The 20,156-nt window shown below is 67.6% G+C and carries 18 protein-coding genes and 2 pseudogenes; 5 read left to right on the top strand and 15 right to left on the bottom strand.

The genetic code is table 11. The features are described 5' to 3' along the window. Positions 1–44 precede the first annotated feature (44 nt). The 5 genes and pseudogenes from QM748_RS01795 to QM748_RS01775 all read right to left on the bottom strand — a co-directional run bounded on the left by QM748_RS01795 (position 45) and on the right by QM748_RS01775 (position 3,631). Positions 45–1,418 carry an RsmB/NOP family class I SAM-dependent RNA methyltransferase gene (locus tag QM748_RS01795; RefSeq protein ID WP_415245372.1) on the bottom strand — a complete coding sequence of 458 codons (1,374 nt, stop codon included), beginning with the start codon at positions 1,416–1,418 and terminating at the stop codon, positions 45–47. 1 nt (position 1,419) lies between these two features. Then, positions 1,420–2,178 (bottom strand): DUF3108 domain-containing protein, encoded by a 759-nt coding sequence (locus tag QM748_RS01790; protein ID WP_415245371.1) that lies wholly within the window; start codon positions 2,176–2,178, stop codon positions 1,420–1,422. After that, positions 2,175–2,838: pseudogene (gene purN, locus QM748_RS01785) on the bottom strand (phosphoribosylglycinamide formyltransferase). Before purN ends, QM748_RS01790 begins: the two are co-directional and overlap by 4 nt. Before the next feature lie 42 nt (positions 2,839–2,880). Continuing rightward, positions 2,881–3,048 carry a hypothetical protein gene (locus QM748_RS01780; protein ID WP_415245370.1) on the bottom strand — a complete coding sequence of 56 codons (168 nt, stop codon included), beginning with the start codon at positions 3,046–3,048 and terminating at the stop codon, positions 2,881–2,883. After that, on the bottom strand, positions 3,002–3,631 hold the full coding sequence (locus tag QM748_RS01775) for a hypothetical protein (RefSeq protein WP_415245369.1): 630 nt from the start codon (positions 3,629–3,631) through the stop codon (positions 3,002–3,004). Before QM748_RS01775 ends, QM748_RS01780 begins: the two co-directional genes overlap by 47 nt. A 137-nt stretch (positions 3,632–3,768) precedes the next feature. Here QM748_RS01775 and mutL point away from each other — a divergent pair, with 137 nt between their 5' ends. Then, positions 3,769–5,634: a DNA mismatch repair endonuclease MutL gene (mutL, locus tag QM748_RS01770; RefSeq protein ID WP_415245368.1), complete on the top strand. Its 1,866-nt coding sequence runs from the start codon at positions 3,769–3,771 to the stop codon at positions 5,632–5,634. Between the two features lie 130 nt (positions 5,635–5,764). On the opposite strand, the gene QM748_RS01765 is transcribed toward mutL, so the two are convergent. Further along, a complete protein-coding gene (locus QM748_RS01765) occupies positions 5,765–6,598 on the bottom strand; it encodes a DNA ligase (RefSeq protein WP_415245367.1) in 834 nt (277 codons plus the stop codon). Between the two features lie 234 nt (positions 6,599–6,832). On the opposite strand from QM748_RS01765, the gene miaA reads away from it, so the two are divergent. From miaA to QM748_RS01750, 3 genes are all read left to right on the top strand, one after another. Beyond that, on the top strand, positions 6,833–7,798 hold the full coding sequence (gene miaA, locus QM748_RS01760) for a tRNA (adenosine(37)-N6)-dimethylallyltransferase MiaA (protein ID WP_415245366.1): 966 nt from the start codon (positions 6,833–6,835) through the stop codon (positions 7,796–7,798). A 28-nt stretch (positions 7,799–7,826) separates the two neighbouring features. Continuing rightward, positions 7,827–8,372, top strand: a complete 546-nt coding sequence (locus QM748_RS01755) for a DUF1415 domain-containing protein (protein ID WP_415245365.1) — start codon at positions 7,827–7,829, stop codon at positions 8,370–8,372. A gap of 104 nt (positions 8,373–8,476) precedes the next feature. Beyond that, positions 8,477–8,698: a YdcH family protein gene (locus QM748_RS01750; RefSeq protein WP_415245364.1), complete on the top strand. Its 222-nt coding sequence runs from the start codon at positions 8,477–8,479 to the stop codon at positions 8,696–8,698. Between the two features lie 158 nt (positions 8,699–8,856). Here QM748_RS01750 and QM748_RS01745 read toward each other — a convergent pair whose 3' ends face one another. From QM748_RS01745 to purM, 9 genes are all read right to left on the bottom strand, one after another. Beyond that, positions 8,857–11,934 carry an efflux RND transporter permease subunit gene (locus QM748_RS01745; protein ID WP_415245363.1) on the bottom strand — a complete coding sequence of 1,026 codons (3,078 nt, stop codon included), beginning with the start codon at positions 11,932–11,934 and terminating at the stop codon, positions 8,857–8,859. 19 nt (positions 11,935–11,953) lie between these two features. After that, on the bottom strand, positions 11,954–13,048 hold the full coding sequence (locus QM748_RS01740; RefSeq protein ID WP_415245362.1) for an efflux RND transporter periplasmic adaptor subunit: 1,095 nt from the start codon (positions 13,046–13,048) through the stop codon (positions 11,954–11,956). A 144-nt stretch (positions 13,049–13,192) separates the two neighbouring features. Further along, a complete protein-coding gene (locus QM748_RS01735; protein WP_415245361.1) occupies positions 13,193–13,711 on the bottom strand; it encodes a GDYXXLXY domain-containing protein in 519 nt (172 codons plus the stop codon). Next, entirely contained in the window at positions 13,708–14,760 is a 1,053-nt protein-coding gene (locus QM748_RS01730) for a DUF4401 domain-containing protein (protein WP_415245360.1), read from the bottom strand. The genes QM748_RS01735 and QM748_RS01730 overlap by 4 nt, the downstream gene beginning before the upstream one ends. Further along, entirely contained in the window at positions 14,757–15,752 is a 996-nt protein-coding gene (locus tag QM748_RS01725; protein WP_415245359.1) for a DUF2157 domain-containing protein, read from the bottom strand. The genes QM748_RS01730 and QM748_RS01725 overlap by 4 nt, the downstream gene beginning before the upstream one ends. An 18-nt stretch (positions 15,753–15,770) precedes the next feature. Beyond that, positions 15,771–16,613, bottom strand: a complete 843-nt coding sequence (locus tag QM748_RS01720; RefSeq protein ID WP_415245358.1) for a phosphate/phosphite/phosphonate ABC transporter substrate-binding protein — start codon at positions 16,611–16,613, stop codon at positions 15,771–15,773. A gap of 113 nt (positions 16,614–16,726) precedes the next feature. Next, entirely contained in the window at positions 16,727–17,182 is a 456-nt protein-coding gene (locus tag QM748_RS01715; protein ID WP_415245357.1) for a RidA family protein, read from the bottom strand. Between the two features lie 10 nt (positions 17,183–17,192). Next, on the bottom strand, positions 17,193–17,681 hold the full coding sequence (locus QM748_RS01710) for a hypothetical protein (protein ID WP_415245356.1): 489 nt from the start codon (positions 17,679–17,681) through the stop codon (positions 17,193–17,195). Positions 17,682–17,822: 141 nt separating this feature from the next. After that, positions 17,823–18,881 carry a phosphoribosylformylglycinamidine cyclo-ligase gene (gene purM, locus QM748_RS01705; RefSeq protein ID WP_415245355.1) on the bottom strand — a complete coding sequence of 353 codons (1,059 nt, stop codon included), beginning with the start codon at positions 18,879–18,881 and terminating at the stop codon, positions 17,823–17,825. 151 nt (positions 18,882–19,032) lie between these two features. Here purM and QM748_RS01700 point away from each other — a divergent pair. Beyond that, positions 19,033–20,146: pseudogene (locus QM748_RS01700) on the top strand (AI-2E family transporter). Positions 20,147–20,156 lie beyond the last annotated feature (10 nt).

Here is a 20,156-nt window from a genome sequence, read left to right as displayed (position 1 = left end):
GCAGCCCCCGGAACAACCAGGCCCGCAAGCCTGGCACCCCGGCTTCAGGCATCCGCCGCACGCTCCATCACCGCCGCGAAGAAGCCGTCGGTGTCATGCACATGCGGCAGCAGGCGCAGACGCTCGCCGATCTCAAGCGCCACGCCCTGCCTGGCCAGCACCTCTTGCGCCGCCTCCGGGAGGAACTGCGGATGCGCCGCGAGGAAAGCCTCGACGATCGCATCGTTCTCTTCGGCCAGCAGGCTGCAGGTCGCATAGACCAGACGCCCGCCCGGACGCACCAGGCGCGCCGCCGCAGCCAGGATCGCCCCCTGCTTGGCCACCATTTCATCCACCGCAGCCGGCGACTGGCGCCACTTCAGGTCCGGGTTGCGGCGCAGCGTGCCCAGGCCGGTGCAGGGCGCATCGACCAGCACGCGGTCGGCCTTGCCGGCCATGCGCTTGAGCTTGGCGTCGTTCTCGTGCGCGATCAGCATCGGATGCACGTTCGACAGGCCGGCGCGCGCCATGCGCGGCTTGAGCTTGGCGAGGCGCTTCTCCGACACGTCGAAGGCATACAGCCGGCCGGTGGAGCGCATCATCGCGCCCAGCTGCAGCGTCTTGCCGCCAGCGCCGGCGCAGAAATCGACCACCAGTTCACCACGCCTGGGCTGCACCAGCAGGCCGAGCAACTGGCTGCCTTCGTCCTGCACCTCGAAGCTGCCGTCCAGGAACAGCGGATGCTTCTGCAGCGCCGGCTTGCCCGACAAGCGCACCGCCTGCGGCGACAGCCTGCCCGGCTCGGCGGCGATGCCATCCTCGCGCAGACGCGAGAGCACGGTGTCGCGGTCGATCTTCAGCAGGTTGGCGCGCAGGTCGAGCGGCGCCGGCCGGTTCAGGCCCTGCGCCAGCGCCAGCACGCCGTCCTCGTCGAAGCTGCGCAGCAGGCGTTCGGCCAGCCAGTCGGGCAGGTCGGCGCGTTCGGCCAGGCTGGCTTCGCCCAGCTCCGCCGCCTTCACCGACGCCACCCAGTCGCGCTCGGTGGCCGAGGCCAGACCTTCGAAACTGCGCATCGGCCAGCCCTCGCCGCGGGCGAACCAGGCCAGCAGCAGTTCACGCGGCGTCGCCTGGTCACCCGCCAGCCGGCGCAGCCAGCGCAGGCGGCGCAGCACGCCATAGACCGTTTCGGCGATGAAGCCGCGGTCGCGGTGGCCCAGCTCGCGGTTGTCGCGGAAATGGCGCGACAGCACGGCATCGGCCGGAAACTCGAACGCCAGCACAGCGCCGAGAACCTGTGTGGTCTGGATGAACAACGCACGCGAAATGGCCCCCTCGGCCACTGCAGCGGCGCCTTTTGCCTCGCTCCTTGCCGTACCTCCGCTCGCACCGGCGGATGCCCGCCCAGGCTTGTTCCTGCTCTTGTCCTTGCTCTTGTTCATGTCAGCTCTTCTCTGTATTTGCAGACGCGCCGGGCGGGCCCGCTTCGATCATTGCAGCACGCTGATCCAGCACGCCGCCATCGTCATCGGTGATGCGGATGCGAACCGGCAGCAACTCATGCTGGACCGACAGCCAGATGTCGATGTCCAGCTCTCCGCCTTCGGCCGTCGCCCGCATCTTCAGCGTATCCAGTTCGCCGGCCGGCAGTTTCAGCTTCTCCGGCCCGAGCGGCGCCAGCCTTGCCTGCTTGATGCTCTTGCCTGTGATCACGTTCAGCGCCACAGGCTGGCTGGCGCGTGCAAAGCGCCGCGCCTGGTGCCACAGGCTGAGCAGATCCTGATCGCCCGGCCCGATCGTGCCATGACGACGCTCCTTGCCGTCGCGGCGCAGGCTGACGCGGGCAGCCGCCCAGTCGAAGTGCGCGCTGTCAAGCTTGCGTCCGCGCTGATCGACGACGAAGGAATCCGGCCGCATCCCCTCCGGTCCGACGCCGCCTTCGCTGCGCTGTTCGTACTGCAGGCCGAACAGGCCCGCCAGGCCGCTTGCCGCAAGATTCAGGCGCAAGGCGTAACGGTCCCGTTCGATTTTCCACTCATGCAGCGCTTCACCGACCTTGAAGCCCTGCGCCCCGTAATGCACGTCGAAACGGATGCTGCCGGCCGAGGCCGGCACTGCAGCCATTGCCCGCCCGAAAGGCAGGAACGCCCCGCCGATCAACACCGGCAAGGCTCGCAGCATGTCGCGCCGCTTCATGTTCATGGTTCGGCTCCCGCATCTTCAAGGGCAGGCACGACATACCCGCCGCCAGCTTCGATAGCAAGGCCGCAGAGGGAGACGCGTCCGGCTTCATCGACGCGCAGCCGCCCGTCGAACGAACCAGCGCACCGCCTGCGGATAGATCCGGTGCTCCTGCATCAGCACCCGCGCCGCCAGGCTGGCCTCGTCGTCGCACGGCAGCACCGGCACCACGGCCTGGACGATGATCGGGCCACAGTCCAGCGTGGGCGTGACGAAATGCACCGTCGCGCCATGCACGCGCACGCCGGCCTCGAGCGCACGCCGATGTGTGTGCAGGCCCGGAAAGGATGGCAGCAGCGAAGGATGGATGTTGATCAGGCGGCCCTCGTAGCGGCGCACGAAATCATCGGTCAGCACGCGCATGAAACCGGCCAGCACGACCAGATCGGGGGCGAAGCGATCGATGCACCCGGCCAGCGCATCGTCGAACGCGGCGCGATCCGGATAGGCCTTGTGGTCCACCACGGCCGTATCGATGCCGCGGCCGGCAGCGTAAGCCAGGCCGCCGGCGTCCGGGCGATTGCTGATGACGGCGGCGATGCGCGCACCGGGAATGGCGGCATCGACGATGGCCTGCATGTTGCTGCCGCGGCCGGAAACGAGAATGACGATGGACTTCATGTTGAAAGCTATGGGTTGGGAGGGCCGGATCAAGCCGGCAGCTCAATACACCGGCAGGAAGACTGCCGTGGTCAGGTTCTGGACCACGCGCGTCACCGTGCGCTCGGTCTCTTCCTCGATCACGTCGGACAAGGCATCGAGCAGGCCGATGATGCGGCCGAACTCACGCTCGAAGCTGAGGTTGGGCGGATAGCCGAAGTCGTTCGACAACAGCAGCAATGCACCGTTGCCGTCGCGCGCAGTCGAACAGCTTCCACATCGCGATCTCGACGTTGCGGGCCGCATTGTAGAGGTGCTGCGGCTCCAGATCATCCAGCAGATAGAAACCTTCCCGGTCGCCGAAGGCCGACTGCACCATGCTGGCCAGCCCCACCACCAGCGCCTGCACCCGGTCGCCGCGGTATTCGGGGTGCAGCGCGACATGCAGCGCATCCAGATCGCGCCGGTTGCCGAGCGAAGCGAAACGCCAGCGGTGGCGCTCGTCGAAGATGCGCGAAATGGCCGCCTCGGCGCTCGCCGCGTCCGACTTGCGCCATTCGCGCGGATTGCGCTTGTAGAGCTTGTCGGCGAGACGGCGCAGGCTGGCGAAAATGTGGTGCTGATGCGTCTCGGCAACGCGATTGAGATCGGTCTTGAGCAATTGGCCGGGATGGAAGCCGCGCTCCCTCGCTGCCCCGGGCGCGGTGCCAGGCGACGAACACGCCGCCAGCGCCAAGCCGATCGCCAAGGCCAGCACCGTGCGCGGACGCAGTGTCCGGCGATCGGCTTGCAGGGCTGGCAGGGGCTTGCTCATGCGCGTCATGTCCAGGGACTTCGGCCCGGCATCATACCGGAAGCAGCGCCAGCCACTGTCCGCAGCAGCGCCGGGCCGCCCCGGCATGGGGGCCGCCCCGTATAATCCTGCCCTCCCCCACCGAACCGGGTCCGGCCATGTCCGTCATCCACCGCCTGTCCGACCTGCTGGTCAACCAGATCGCCGCCGGCGAGGTCGTCGAACGCCCGGCCTCGGTATTGAAGGAAGTGCTGGAAAACGCCGTCGATGCCGGCTCACGCGCAATCGAGGTGCAACTGGAACAGGGCGGCGTGCGCCGCATCCGCGTTGCCGACGACGGCTGCGGCATCGGCCGCGACGACCTCGCGCTGGCGCTGGAGCGCCATGCCACCAGCAAGATCGCCACCCTCGACGACCTCGAGCGGGTCGGCACCATGGGCTTTCGCGGCGAGGCGCTGGCGGCCATCGCCGCGGTGGCGCGCACCTCGATCACCAGCCGCGCCACCGGCGCCGGCCATGCCTGGCGCATCGACGGTGGCGACCGCAGCCTGGCGCCCGCCGCACTCAACCAGGGCACGGTGGTGGACGTCGCCGACCTGTATTACAACACCCCGGCACGGCGCAAGTTCCTCAAGACCGAAGGCACCGAGTACGCCCACTGCGACGACATGTTCCGCCGCGTCGCGCTGGCACGGCCGGACATCGGCATGCAGCTGTCGCACAACGGCCGCGTCATCCACCGCCTGCCGCCGGGCACGGCCGCGGCGCGCATCGGCGCGCTGATGGGCGACGACTTCCTGCAGCACGCGCGCGAAGTGTCGGCCGAAGGCGGCCTGCTGCGCCTGACCGGCTTCGCCTCGCTGCCGGCCTACTCGCGCGCCAGCCGCGACGCGCAGTTCTTCTTCGTCAACGGCCGCTTCGTCCGGGACAAGCTGCTGACGCATGCGGTGCGCGAAGCCTACACCGACATCCTGCACGGCAGCCGCCATCCGGCCTACGTGCTGTTCCTGGAGCTCGATCCGGCGGGCGTGGATGTCAATGTGCATCCGGCCAAGATCGAGGTGCGCTTCCGCGAATCGCGCGCGGTGCACCAGTTCGTCTACCACGCGCTCAAGCGCGTGCTGGCGGAGTCCAGCGCCGGGCGGCTCGATACCCAGGCCGGCGCGCCGGCGGCACCCGGCACCGGCTTCGGCGGTGCAGCCAACACCTTGCGCTATGCCTCGGCGGCCGAACGCCCGGCGGATGCGGGCGCAGCAGGCCAGCACGCGGGCCAAGGCGCCGGCTACGACAACACCCGCCCCTGGCCCTCACAGACGCCCCGCCAAGGGCAGTTGGCAATGGATTCCGCCAGCCGCGCCTATCTGGATTTCGCTGCCAGCGCCCGTCCGCCGGCCGGCGCGCCGTCCATGGCACCGCAGCCGCTGCCCGAGGACAGCGACGGCGCGCCGCCGCTCGGCTTCGCCCTGGCGCAACTGCATGGCGTCTATATCCTGGCGCAGAACCGCGCCGGCTTGGTGCTGGTGGACATGCACGCCGCCCACGAACGCATCCTCTACGAAAAGCTCAAGACCGTGCTCGACGGCCGTCCTTCGGTGCAGCGGCTGCTGATCCCGGCAGTGTTCTCGGTCGGCCCCAAAGACATGGCCGCCGCCGAGGAATGCAGCGAAGTCCTCGCGGCGATGGGCTTCGACGTCGGCGCCGCCGGCCCGCAGGAGCTGGCCGTGCGCAGCGTGCCGGCCCTGCTCGCCAATGCGCCGGTTGCCGAGCTGATGCGCAATCTGCTCGAGGAACTGCGCGAATTCCCCGCCTCCGAAGTCGTCACCGCGCGCCGCAACGAACTGCTCGGCACCATGGCCTGCCACGGCGCCGTCCGCGCCAACCGCCAGCTGACCATTCCCGAGATGAACGCGCTGCTGCGCGACATGGAAGCCACCGAGCGCGCCGACCAGTGCAACCACGGCCGTCCCACCTGGACGCAGTTGACGATGGGCGACCTCGACCGCTTCTTCATGCGCGGCCAGTGAGGCCGGCTTCGTCCCCAGGCCCGCACTTTTCCCCAACCGCCGTGAACAGGCGGCTGGACAAGCTGTGGATAAGTGCCTCAACTGCCTGATGTCACGGCCTCCGAAGAAGCTGCTTAAAAAATAGGCAGCCTCAATCCGTCCCGCCATCGCGAACGCGCAGGAATACCGGAAAGCGCGGCGCGCCCCGCGCGGTCAGTTCGCGATAGCGGTAGGTCACCACGCTGCCGATCGCCGGCGGGTCACGGCGTTCCGCATCACTGAAACCCGTACCAAGGCGAAAACGCCGCCCCTCGGCCGACTCCACTTCCAGCGCCCCCATCACCCCGCTGTACCTGCCCTTGCCTGGCAGGTGGGCAACGACCCTGGCCTCGGCATCGAGGAAAGGCGTCAGCTTGAGGATCGCATCGCCGCGCCCCGGCTGCCACTCGGCATCTGCCCGATGCAGCATCAAGCCTTCGCCGCCCGAGGCAATGACACGGGTAAGCGTCGCCGCCAGCGCCGTACGGGTCTCCACGCGGAACTGCGGCACGGCCTGCAGATGGGAAACGCCAACGGCGGCAACCTGTTCCTGCAGGGCGTGCAGGCGCTCGTTGAACGGCCCTGGCCGCCCGGGCAAATCGAACACCATGTAGCGCACCCGGCGCCAGTCCTGCTCAATGGCCGCTTCGCGCCTCACCAACCCCGACAGCTGGTCGAAACGCCCCCGGCCAAGCCATAGTTCCCCGTCGAGCGGTATCGGCGGAAAGCCGGCGACGAACCATGGCGGCGCCGCAATCGGCCGCCCACTGCGAAAGCGCAGCTGCTGCCCGTCCCAATGCGCCCTCACGCCATCCAGCTTCTCGCTCACCCAATAGGCCGAAGGATCGAGCCCGTCATGCCAGCGGCCGGCCAGCATCGGCTCGAGCGCCCCGGCCGACACCGGCCCCGGCGACAGCCAGGCTGACAGCACGGCGGCAAATGACATGCAAAAGGCTCGCAGTAGACGCCGCCTGCGGTGGAACGAACAAGTGCGAAGCATTGGCAGAAGAGGCGGGCTGAAAATACCAAAATCATAATTCAATCGGCATCGAGGATGAGCAAGGCCGATCATTGCTTCTCCATCGCTTTGCCCAAGGCCTGTCAAGCAGCGGATAATCCCGCCCCAATCGATGCAGGTCCATCGATCGCCTCGCCACACCGCTTCTTCACTGCCCGTCCCGTGACCGACACCCCGCCTTCCACGCTTCCGCCCGCCCTGCTGCTGCTCGGCCCCACCGCCAGCGGCAAGACCGCCTGCGCGCTCGCCCTCGCCCGCCACCTGCCGGTCGAGATCATCAGCGTCGACTCGGCGCTGGTGTACCGCGACATGGACATCGGCACCGCCAAGCCGAGCGCCGGGGAGCTGGCCGCCTGTCCGCACCACCTGATCGACATCGTCTCGCCGGAAGAAAGCTACTCGGCCGCGCGCTTCCGCGCCGACGCCAGCCGCCTGATGCGGGACATCTGCGCACGCGGCCGCATCCCGCTGCTGGCCGGCGGCACCATGCTGTACTTCAAGACGCTGCGCGACGGCCTCTCGGACCTGCCTGCGGCGGATACCGGACTGCGCAGCGCCATCGACGAAGAAGCCGCCGCGCACGGCTGGCCGGCACTGCATGCCGAACTCGCCCGCCTCGACCCTGACGCCGCCGCGCGGCTGGAACCCACCGACGCCCAGCGCATCCAGCGCGCGCTCGAAATCGTCCGCCTCACCGGCCGGCCGCTGGCCGAAAGCTATGCGCGCAAGGAAGACCATGCCCTGCCCTGCCGCCTGCTGACGATGGCGCTCGCGCCCTCGGACCGCAGCGTGCTGCATGCGCGCATCGCCGAACGCTTCGATACCATGCTGCACGCCGGCTTCGTCGACGAAGTCCGCCGGTTGCGCCGGACCTACCGCTTGAACCCGGACATGCCGTCGATGCGCTGCGTCGGCTACCGCCAGGCCTGGGAATACCTCGACGGCGCCATCGGCCACGACGAACTGCGCTTCAAGGGCATCGCCGCCACCCGCCAGCTTGCCAAGCGCCAGCTCACCTGGCAGCGCCAGTTCCGCGAAAGCTGGCCCGGCCTGGTCGAACTCGACTGCCTGCGGCCGGATCTCGCCGACGCCGTCCTCCACACCGCGCTGCAGCTGATCGCAGCCTGAACACCTCCTGCACACACGGAACAAACCCATGGATCAACAGATCATCGACGACATCAACCAGTGGCTCGACGAGGTCGTCATCGGCCTCGACCTCTGTCCCTTCGCCGCCAGGCCGCGGCGCGAGAAGCGCGTGCGCATCGCCATCAGCCACGCCACCGACGAGGAAACCCTGCTCAACGACCTGCAGGCCGAACTCGAACGCCTGGCCGATACCCCGGTGGAAGAACTGGAAACCACGCTGCTGGCGATTCCCGACATGCTTGAGGATTTCGGCGACTACAACGACTTTCTCGACGCGGTCGACCTGTGGGTGGAGCAGTTCGGCTGGGAAGGCGAACTGCAGGTGGCGAGCTTCCATCCGCAATACCAGTTCGCCGACACCGAAGCCGACGATGCCGGCAACCTGACCAACCGCTCGCCCTGGCCGCTGCTGCACGTCATCCGCGAGGAAAGCCTGGAGAAAGCCATCGAGCACCACCCCGACGTCGACGGCATCCCGGCGCGCAACATCGCCCGCATGGAAGCCCTGACCGAAGAGGAAAAACTGCGGCTGTTCCCCTACCTGTTCGGCTGACGCCCCTGCACCAACTTGGCGCACCACGGACGGAGGAGTACAGTGATGGCAACGGACTCGGTGTCCCCCCGGTTTCCCTTACCCACGATCACCGGAGTGTGCCTATGTTTCCTGAATACCGTGACCTGATCACCCAGCTCAAGACCACCGACCGCCATTTCCTGGGCCTGTTCGACAAGCACAACGCGCTCGATCAGCAGATCAAGAACATCGAGTCGCACATCGAACATGCGACGCACGAAGAGGTGGAAATCCTGAAGAAGCAGAAGCTGCTGCTGAAGGATCAGATGTACGCGATCCTGCAGAAGGCCGAATCCACGGCCTGACAGGCCCCGAGCAGCTGTACCGATACGCTCCCTGCCCGCATCAGCGCCAGGGAGTTTTCTTTTGGCCGCTGTTTCCTTTCAGGGAAGCCATCCGGGAACAAGGCCGATATCAAAGCCTTCTCCGATTGCCCCCGTGCATATTGACGGCGCGGTTCGTATCAGACCCGTGCATCAACCGCTTCCACGGCAGGCTCGACCGCCTCGCGCTGCTTGCGCGCCAGCAGCGAATACACCGTCGGCACCACGAACAGCGTGAAGAAGGTGCCGAGCAGCAGGCCGCCGACGATGACCCAGCCGATCTGCTGACGGCTTTCGGCGCCCGCGCCGGTCGCCAGCGCCAGCGGCACCGAGCCCAGCACCATCGCGCCGGTGGTCATCAGGATCGGGCGCAGGCGCAGCACCGCGGCTTCGACCACCGCCTCCATCAACTCGCGGCCCTGCTCGCGCAACTGGTTGGAGAATTCCACGATCAGGATGCCGTGCTTGGTGATCAGGCCGACCAGGGTCACCAGCCCGATCTGGCTATAGACGTTGAGCGTGCCGCCGGCCAGCCACAGCGCGCCGAGCGCGCCGGTCATCGACAGCGGCACGGTCAGCATGATGATGAAGGGGTCGCGGAAGCTCTCGAACTGCGCCGCCAGCACCAGGTAGATGAAGGCCAGCGCCAGCATGAACACCAGCGCCAGGCTGGCCGAGCTGGTCTTGAATTCGCGCGACTGGCCGTCGTAGTCGGTGGCGTAGCCTGGCGGCAGGATGCGGGCAGCGATCTGCTCCATCCACTGCAGGGCTTCGCCCAGCGCATAGCCGGGCGCCAGGCTGGCCTGGATCGTCACCGAGCGGCGCTGGCCGAAGTGGTTGAGTTCGCGCGGCGCGACAGCCTCGCTGACCTTCACCACGTTGGCCAGCGGCACCATGTCGCCGTTGCGGGCGCGCACGAAGATGTCGCGGATGTCGCGCGGATCGGTGCGGTTGAAGGCAGCGACCTGCACGATCACGTCGTACTGTTCGGCATCCTTCTTGTAGCGCGTGACCTGCCGGCCGCCGAGCATGGTTTCCAGCGTACGGCCGATGACATCGACCGGCACGCCCAGATCCGCTGCGCGGTCGCGGTCGACCTCGACCGACAATTCCGGCAGCGTCAGCTTGAGGTCGGTATCGGGCGACACGAAGCCCGGGTTGCTTCGCATCTCGTTCAGGATCGCTTCGGCATGGCGCGCGAGTTCGTCATAGGACTCGGAAGTCGACACCACGAAGCTGAGCGGCCGCGAACGCGGACTCTGGCCGAAGGAAGCCGGCATCACCGGGAAGGCATTCACTCCCGGAATCGCCTTCAACCTGGGCCCCAGCTCCTCGGCGATCTGCGATGCGCCGCGTTCCCGCTCGCTCCAGTCGGTGAAGCCGACGAAGGAGATACCCTGCGACACCGTCGGATTGCCGGTGATGACCAGATAGCGATCGACCTCCGGCAGGCTCCCATAGATGCGCTCGATCTCCAGCGCGTAGCGCGCCATGTAGTCGATGGTCGAGCCTTCCGGGCCGTTGAACATGCCGATCACGCGGCCGCGGTCCTCAAGCGGTGCCAGTTCGTTCTTCAGCTGCCCCAGCAGCAGCACCGAAGTGCCCGCCACCGCCGCGAAGGCCAGCATCACCAGCCAGCGCATCTTCAGCGAAGCTTCCAGCAGGCTGCGGTAGCCCTCGGTGAGCCAGTTCAGGAAGCCTTCGACGGCGTTGTAGATCGGGCCGTGGCTGCGCTCGTGACGCAACAGTTTCGAGCACATCATCGGCGACAGCGTCAGCGCGACGAAACCGGACACGATCACCGCGCCGGCCAGCGTCAGCGCGAACTCGGTGAACAGCTTGCCGGTACGGCCGGTCATGAAGGCCACCGGCGCATACACGGCGGCCAGCGTGATCGTCATCGCCACCACGGCGAAGCCGATTTCCTTGGCGCCCTGGAAAGCGGCCGCCATCGGCGCCATGCCTTCCTCGATGTGGCGGTAGATGTTCTCCAGCACGACGATGGCGTCGTCCACCACCAGGCCGATCGCCAGTACCAGCGCGAGCAGGGTCAGGGTGTTGATCGAAAAGCCAAGCGCGAACATCAGCGTGAACACGCCCACCAGCGACACCGGGATCGTCACCAGCGGCACCAGCATCGCGCGCCAGTTGCGCAGGAAGAACAGGCAAACCGCCGCCACCAGCAGCACCGCCTCCCAGATCGTCGAGAACACCGCATCGATCGAGCGCTCGATGAACACCGTGCTGTCGTTGGCGATCATCATCGACATGCCTTCGGGCAGCTCATGCTCCAGCCGCGGCAGCATCTCCACCAGGCCCTGCTTGAGATCGAGGGGGTTGGCCGTAGCCTGCTTGATCAGGCCGATCGAGATCGACGGCTTGCCCATGAAGCGTACCGACGAACGTTCGTTCTCCGGCGCCACTTCGACACGGCCGATGTCGCGGATGCGCACCGGGTAGTCGGCAGCATTGGCCGGCTGGCGCACCACCACCGCCTCGAATTCGTCTATCCGGGCAAGATCGGTGCGCGCCACCACGGCAAATTCACGCTGACTGCTTTCGATGCGGCCGGCGGGCAGTTCCACGTTCTGGCCGCGGATGGCGTTTTCCACCTCCTGCACGGTCAGGCCGAAGGCCGCCAGGCGCTCGCGATCCAGCCAGATCCGCATCGAATAGCGCCGCTCGCCGAACATCCGCGCATCCGCCGCTCCCGGCAGGGTCTGCAGCCTGGGTTTGATGACGCGGCTGGCGAAGTCGCTCATTTCCAGCGGCGAATGGCGGTCGGAAGAGAACGCCACCCAGATGATCGGGTTGGCGTCGGCCTCGACCTTGGCGATCACGGGCTCATCGACATCGTCGGGCAGGCGGCGGCGCACGCGCGACACACGGTCGCGCACGTCGGCGGCGGCGCTGTCGGCATTGCGCTCGACGCGGAAACGCACGGTGATCTGGCTGCGCTCCTGGCGGCTGATCGACGACAGCACGTCCACGCCCTCGATGCCGGCCAGCGAATCTTCCAGCGGCTTGGTCACCTGGGATTCGACGATCGCCGCGCTCGCGCCGCGGTAGGTGGTATCGACCGTCACCACCGGTTCGTCGATGTTGGGGTATTCGCGCACCGTCAGCCGCGAATAGGACATCAGCCCCACCAGCAGCACCAGCAGCGACAGCACGGTGGCGAAGACCGGGCGCCTGATGCAGATATCGGAGATGGCCATCTTCGCGGCTCCCCGTGATTCAGGCCGCGCCGGCCACGGCAGCCTGCGGCACGCTCACCGGTGCGCCGTCGCGCAGCTTGAGCTGGCCGGCGGTGACCACCTCCGCCCCCGCATCCAGCCCATCGACGATCTCCACCATCGTCTCGCGCCGCATGCCGGTGCGCACATCCACCCGCTGCGCCCTGCCATCCACCACCCGATAGACGAACTGGACGTTGCCGGGCGCCGGCACCAGCGCCGTCTCGGGCACCACCAGCACCTTGGGCCGCTCGGCCAGGATCAGCCGCACACGCACGAACACGCCGGGACGCAGCCGGCCTTCGGGGTTGGCCAGGCTGGCGCGCAGCCGCACCGCGCGGCCCTGGGCATCGACCAGCGGATCGATCGCATCCACCCGGGCGGCGAAGCTGCCGCCGGGCAGCACGTCGCTGCTCAGTTCCAGGCTCTGGCCGGGCTTCACACGATCGAGATACATCTCGGGCAGACGGAAATCCACTTTTAGCGTGGCGATGTCCTCGAGGTTGATCAGCGCATCGCCGTCCTTGACGTAATCGCCGGGACTGACGCTGCGGATGCCGACCACGCTGTCGAACGGCGCGCGGATCTGCGTGCGCTCCAGCCGCGCGCGCGCCAGCGCAACGCCGGCACGTGCCACTTCGAGTTCGGCGCGGGCGTTGTCGCGGCTGCTCTGGCTGACGAACTTGCGCGCGAACAGGTCCTCGCTGCGGCGGAAATTGGCCTCGGCCAGCGTCAGGTTGGCCTGCGCCTGCTGCAGTTCGGCGCGCTGCACCGCCGCATCCAGCTCGACCAGCACCTCACCGCGCCTGACCGACTCGCCGTCGCGGAAGGCAATGCGCGAAATACGCCCCGCCACTTCCGGCCGCAGCACCACCGATTCGTTGGACACCAGCGAGCCGACGGCAGTGACGTCGTCGGCCATCGCCCGCCGTTCCGCTCTCGCCACCTCGACGACCACCGGCGCCTCCGCGGCTGGCTGGGCGGCTGCCTGCTGCGGGGCCGTACCGTGGGGCCGATTGGCGTACCAGGCATATGCCGCCAGGCCGGCTAGGCCGATGGCGCACAGGGCGACGATGATGGGGCGGCGAGACGACATGGCAATCCGGCGGGAGACGAGAATGAGAATAAAACACAGCGCCGCGATTGTCCCACAGGCACGTGCGGCGATGCAGAAAGCAGACAGCGCGGCCTCCACCCGAGTTCATCCGCCCGTGGCCTCTGCCACGGCCGCCGGCCGGCCTCAGCGCCGCTGCTCGCCCAGGCGCTGCAGCGCCTCGTCGCGCAGATGCGTCAGCAGCGCGCTGCCGTCCGCCGCCACGCGGAATTCTCCCCAGCGCGCCGCCTCGTAGGTTTCAGCCGTGCCCTCCTGGAAAAAGAAGGCATTCGGCCCGACCGTGGGGCCGCCCTCGCGCCAGCGGATACGCATCGCCACCGTGCCGTCGGCCGGCAGCACGTCGCTCACGCCCGCCAGCTGGCCGCGGCCATCGGCATCCAGCGCCAGCAAGGCATATGCCGCCGGAGGGAGATCACGCGCCCTTCTTTCGTCCCACTGATCCATCACTTCACGGTCGACGGCGAAACTCAGCGCCATGTAGTCGCCCTGCATCAGCGAACGCGGATCCACCGGCGCCAATTCCAGCAGCACTGCACGCCCTTGCGCAAGGACCGCTTCACGGTCGAGGACCGCCTTCAGCGACACGCCGAGCACCAGCGCCACCGACGCGACGATGGCAATGCGCAGCCAGTTCCGGCGGCTCATGTCCGCGCCCCCGCCTCGATGCGCAGCACCCATGCCCGCAAGGCCAGCAAGGCCGCACCGCCCAGCACCAGCAAAACGGACTTGTGCAGCAGGCTCACATCCAGCAGATAGTAGAACTCGCCCACGTACAGCACTGCCGCCAGCAGCGCAAAGCCCGCCAGCGTGCGCTGGCTGGCCTGGAACGCGGCCATGAACAAACCGACCGCCACGATCAGGCCCGGAGCGGTGTGGAACACCAGCGCCCACAACAGCGCAAAACCGCATGCCGCCAGACGTGACGCAGGAGAAGCTGCCCGCAGCAGATACCCAAGCAGGGCGATCGAGACCAGCGCCGCGCCAGCCGCCAGCCCGATCATCGGGCTGTGGTAATCCGCACCCTCGAACACGAACGCCGTCCGGGCCCGCATCAGCATCGGCGGCAGCACCAGCGCAGCCAGACCGAAAGCCAGCCCCAGCGCCCCGGCGAGGCCGCTCCACGGCTGTGCCGCCCAGCGTTCACGGGTGATGCAGGCCAGCACCGCCGCTGCCATCAAGGCAACGCCGAATGCCTCGCCGGCGACTCCGGAACCGATCAGCACGCCAAGCGCCACACTCAGCAGCAGGGCACACACCACCCGGTGCAGCCGGCTTGCACGCGGCAGCAACATCGCCCCGCTGGCCAGCACGGCCACGCCCGCCATCCGGCGCCACGCATCCGGCCCGAACCATTCACCCGCCGTCCACACCAGCAAGCCCTGGCCCGCCAGCGACAAGGCCAGCCCCATCTGGTCGGCGAACAGACCTCCACGCCGGCACAGCGCAACCGCCGCAATGCACAAGGCGCCGCCCACCACGCCGGCTCCCGCGGAACCAAGGCCGATCACGGGCAGCACCAGCGCCGACACGATCAACAGCGACGCAAACCATGCCGCCAGCGCCTGCAGCAGCATCAGCCACCACGGCCCGGGCGTCCGCGCCGACAGCGCCTGCCGTTCCGCTTCATCGACGATGCCGCGCTCGCACAGCAGATCGGCAAGGCTGCCGCTCCCTCCCCGTTCGCGCGCGCTCACGCCCCACCCCCGCCATCGCCATCCTCGCGGTGGAGCCGCATCAGCCCCCAGCCCGCGGCACCGGAAGCCAGGATCACGAACAAGCCCAACACGTTCAGGGCGAGGAAATCGAAGTCGTCGAGCAGGTGCAGCAGCCCTGCCGTCAGCACCGCGATTGCCGCATAGACCAGCAAGGCCAGGATCGCGACATCCCGCCGCCACAGGCCATACACGGCGCCGCCCGCAAGTGCGGCCAGCGCAAATGCCATCAGCCCCGACCGAAAATCGTCCTCGAACCAGCCCAGCACTGCCGCCGCGCACAAGGGCGCCACCACCCCCAGCGCCGCCAGCCGCGCCATCCAGCGCTGCGCATCGGCCAGCAGCCAACGGCTCAGGCACTCGAAGGCCAATAACACCGCCAGGTTCAGCCCTGCCACCAGCAACAGCGAATTCAGGCCGAGCAAGCCGTCGATGTAGGCCCAGGCGCCCATCAAACCGGTCTGTGAGAGCGCGCGCAGCAGGGCCATGTTCGCCACGGCCAGCCACAGCGTCCAACTGGCCGCCGAACGCGACAACAGCGCAAAAGGAAGCATCAGCGCCGCCCAGGCGGCGAACAGCTCCCACACGTCCGCACCTGTCTGGTAGGTCTGGCCGATCAGCGCCAGCAGCGCGCCGGTGGCGATGCAGGCACCGAACAGCGCGGCCCGGAATGCAATGCCGCGCGGCGCTACCCACAAAGCCGTGAGCCCGCATGCCAGCAAGGCTGCGGCAGCCAGTCCGAACTTGGCGAAACGATGCAGGGCATCCCAGTTCCAGGCAAAGAAGAACACCACGCCTGCACCCAGCAGCAGCGCAGCGCCGAAAGCCAGCAGGCGGTCGAGCATCTGCCGCCACTCGCCGGGTGCCGGCTGCAAGGGCGAGCAAGCCGCCGCCCGCGCGAGCTGCGCCCGCGTCAGCCCGCCCGCCTCGGCAAGGCGGAATATCTGCGCCCGTTGCGCGAAAGACCAGGTCATGAAAGAAAGAAACTCAATTCAAACTCCCAGCCACTCCAGCAAGGCGCGCAAGCGCGCTTCGCCGTCCGCCTTGAAGCCGTTGATCCCGAGCTGGTGCAGAAAGGCCTTGCCCTGTTCGTCCGAGGACAGGCCAAGCAAGGCCGCACGCGCCAGGTCCAGCGCCTCGGACGATACCCGGGGACCGGCGACGACGGGCATGTAGGGCTGGCCGACCGATTCGTGCAGTACGCGATGCCCCTTTTCCCGCCACTGGCGGATCGCTCCGGAATAGGACGCCATGCCGCCGACATCGACGATGCCCTTTTCCAGACCGAAAGGAATCGCCCCCTGCTCGCGCACGTAGAAAACCTTCTCCCTTGCCAGGTCGATGCCCTTGTCACGCAGCTCGGCACGGCAGAAACGCGTCATGTAGGCGACCTCCTCCGGCAGTACGAAGGTCTTGCCGCGCAGCTGCGCGAGCGTCCGGATCGGCGAACCGGCCGGCACGGCCAGCATGCAATGGCCCTCGGGCTCGGCATTGGCGACGTACTGGTAGCCGTAGTCGCGCAGGCCGCGTGCCGGATAGTCGGACGGGCGGGCGACGACGAAATCGAAACGGCCGTCCTTCATGCCCTTTTCCAGCTCGGCGAATTCCCGCACGAAGACGACTTCGACCTTCCTGCCGAGCGCAGCGGACAGGCGTTCCGCCATCGGCGCGTACTTCCTGCGGGCCGTGGCGGCATCGATGCCGCCCGAAGTGCCTTCGCTGACGGCCAGCGCAATCGGCTTCGCATCCTGCGCCGCGGCAGGCGGGGGACTCGGGAAAACTGCTGCAAGAATCGCGAGCGGCGGGACGAGGCGGCGAAGCGGAGGCGTTTTCATGCGTGGCCGGCTCCTGGACAGGAAATCATGAAACGGGAATGGGCCGCCAATGATTGCAGCCGTGAGCATGGAACGAATGTGCAATCCGTCACACGGCCGCCACCCATCGCCACTCAAGCCCTAAGGACCGCGATCGCGCTCATCGTCATCAGCGCGCCCTGCTTCGGCAGGGCCGCGACCGCCACCACGGCGCGGGCGGGATAAGGCTCGGTGAAGAATTCGGCATAGGCCCGGTTCATCTCGTGGAAGTCGTCAACATTCACCAGGTTGACCTGGATGTTGACGATGTCGTCGAGCGTGCCGCCCGCCGCCTCCAGCATGGCCTGGAAATTCTTCAGGATCTGCCTGGACTGCCGGTAGGCATCGTCTCCGGCCATCTGGCCGGTTTCTGGATCGACACCGGGCGTGCCCGAAATGAAAACCTGGCCGCCGGCCACAACTGCGTGGCTATAGGGACCGATGGGCGGGAAAAGCGGAGCTTGAACGGGTGATCTGGGCATTTCGGGCTCGGGTAGCAAGAGACAAAGCAGGGGAAACCGGATATCGAAGGTGAGGCCATCGCGAAGCATGGCGGTGCGCTCAAGCTCCGCCCTGCTCCCTGTCGGCAGCCAGCGCCCACAGCACCAGCGCACCGAACAGGATCACCAGCGACCATTTCAGCGCCGAGCATGCCGCGCTCGTCAGGTAGATCGAAGGCATGCCGAAACGAGGCACCTCGGTGAGCCACCAGTGCAGGCCGTTCTCCACGAGATCGAGCAGGGCCGCCAACGGCAGCACGACAGGCGCAATGCCACGCACGATCCGCGGCAGCGGGGCAAAAACCCGGGTTCGTACCGCAAGCAGCCAGCCGAACGCACCATAGGCGAGCAGGACCAGACAGTCGAACGGCAGCCAGCGGCGATACAGCTCAAGGTCCTCGGGCGGCCAGAGATGAATGATCCCGCCGAACATCCCTGGCTGCCAGGCGAACTGGAGTGCGACCGCACCCGGTTTCAACCCGGCGAGCTGCCAGACCATCACCAGCCACAATGCCGCGGCAAGCACGCCGCTGATCCAGACCGCACGCATTCACATCGCTCCGCCCAAAACTCCGTCCTCCACACCCGCTGCCGCAGCCCACGGACGGCCGCCTTCAGAAAGACGAAACCCGGCAGCAGCCGGGTTTCAGTACAGGCCGCCCTGCGGAGGTGGCCGTGGAGCCCCGCGACCTCAGCCGACGATGGTCTGCGCCTCGCCGTCCTTGCGCGCGTCGATGCGGCCGATACGATACACGGTCTCGCCCGCCGCCTTCAGCGCGGCCTCGGCCGCATCGGCGTCGGCCGCCGACACCACCACCGCCATGCCGATGCCGCAGTTGAACACGCGGTACATCTCCTGCATGTCAACGTTGCCTTCCTTCTGCAGCCACTGGAACAGCGGCGGCAGCGTCCAGCTCGCGGCGTCGATGCGGGCGGTGAGTTCGCCGCCCAGGATGCGCGGCACGTTTTCGGTGATGCCGCCGCCGGTGATGTGGGCCATGCCCTTGACCACGCCAGGCTGGGCCTGCATCAGCGCCAGCAGCGGCTTGACGTAGATGCGGGTGGGCTCCATGACCACGTCGCGCAGCTTGCGGCCATGGAAATCGCCGTCGAGGTCGGGTTTGGCGACTTCGATGATCTTGCGGATCAGCGAGTAGCCGTTGGAGTGGGCACCGCTGGAAGCCAGGCCGAGCACGACGTCGCCCGCCGCGATGCGGCTGCCGTCGATGATGTCGGCCTTCTCGACCGCGCCGACGGCGAAGCCGGCGAGGTCGTATTCGCCCGCCGGGTACATGCCGGGCATTTCCGCGGTTTCGCCGCCGATCAGCGCGCAGCCGGCCAGTTCGCAGCCCTGGGCGATGCCCTTGACCACGTCGGCGGCGGTGTCGACGTCGAGCTTGCCGCAGGCGAAGTAGTCGAGGAAGAACAGCGGCTCGGCGCCCTGCACCAGGATGTCGTTGACGCTCATCGCCACCAGGTCCTGGCCGACGGTATCGTGCTTGTTCAACTGGAAGGCGAGCTTGAGCTTGGTGCCGACGCCGTCGGTGCCGGACACCAGCACCGGCTCCCTGTACTTCTTCGACAGCTCGAACAGCGCGCCGAAGCCGCCGATGCCGCCCATCACCTCGGGGCGCATGGTGCGCCTGGCCAGCGGCTTGATGCGGTCGACCAGGGCGTCGCCCGCTTCGATGTCCACACCGGCGTCGCGGTAGGAAAGGGAGGCTTGGTTGGAGGAGGTGGGTGCGCTCAAGATCGTTCCTCTGGACTGGCGGAAATGCCGGGACCGGGCCCGGCTGGCGCCCCTGGCTGCGGCCCGTGCTTGAGGCTGCAACGCCAAGTGGCTACATTTACGTGTTTCGCGGGTGGCATGCCCCCGCGCCAAGCCCGCGATTTTACTCGAAATGACCCAGCCCCGCGCCTACCGCCTGCAAACCCTCGCCTGGACCGCCATCGCCGTCGCACTGGTCGGTCTGTTCTGGCTGCTGGGCTCCATCCTGGCGCCCTTCGTGATCGGCGCAGTGTTCGCCTACATCTGCGACCCGGCGGTCGAACTGGATGGTGGCGCGCCGCGTGCCGCGCGCGCTGGCAGTGCTGCTGGTGATCGTCGCACTGGGCCTGGTGATGGTGGCGCTGGCGCTGATCCTGGTGCCGATGGTGTATCGCGAGGGCGTCCAACTGATGAGCCGCCTGCCCGACCTGGTCGAGATGTTCAACGCCCGGGTATCGCCGCTGCTGCAAGCGCGGCTGGGCATCGACCTGCAGCTCGACGCTGCCCAGATCCGCCAGCTGATCTCCGAAAACTGGAGCAACGCACAGGACCTGGTGCCGATCGTGCTCGGCCATCTCAAGGCCGGCGGCATGGTGGTGATCGGCTTCGTCGCCAACCTGTTCCTGATCCCGCTGGTGATGTTCTACCTGCTGCAGGAATGGCCGCGCCTGCTGGCCGAGCTGCAGCGCATCGTGCCGCGGCCCTGGCTGGAGCGGACCATGGCGATCATCAACGACATCGACTCGGTGATGTCGGAGTTCCTGCGCGGACAAGTGTCGGTGATGCTGCTGCTGGCGGTGTTCTACAGCATCGGGCTGTGGCTGGCCGGACTGAACTTCTGGCTGCCGGTCGGCGTGCTGACCGGCCTGCTGGTGTTCATTCCCTACGTCGGCTACGGCGGCGGCCTGATCCTCGCCATCCTCGCCGCGCTGCTGCAGGCCGAGGGCTGGCCGCTGCTGATCGGCGTCGGCATCGTATACGGGCTGGGCCAGGTGATCGAAAGTTTCGTGCTGACACCCTACCTGGTCGGCGAACGCATCGGCCTGCATCCGCTGGCGGTGATCTTCGCGCTGATGGCTTTCGGCCAGCTGTTCGGCTTCGTCGGCGTGCTGGTGGCGCTGCCGGTCAGCGCCGCGCTGCTAGTCGGCCTGCGCGAAGTGCGCAACGCCTGGTTCGCCAGCCCGGTGTATCTCGGCACGCGGGTACGGCCGGTGATCACGCAGGATGTGGATCACGATCGGCATTGACCGCCAGGCA

The organism is Thauera sp. (genome assembly GCF_047601425.1).
In the GTDB taxonomy this organism is placed as follows: domain Bacteria; phylum Pseudomonadota; class Gammaproteobacteria; order Burkholderiales; family Rhodocyclaceae; genus Thauera.
Note: the sequence above shows the minus strand (reverse complement) of the source record. Positions and strands in the feature narration are given on the sequence as shown.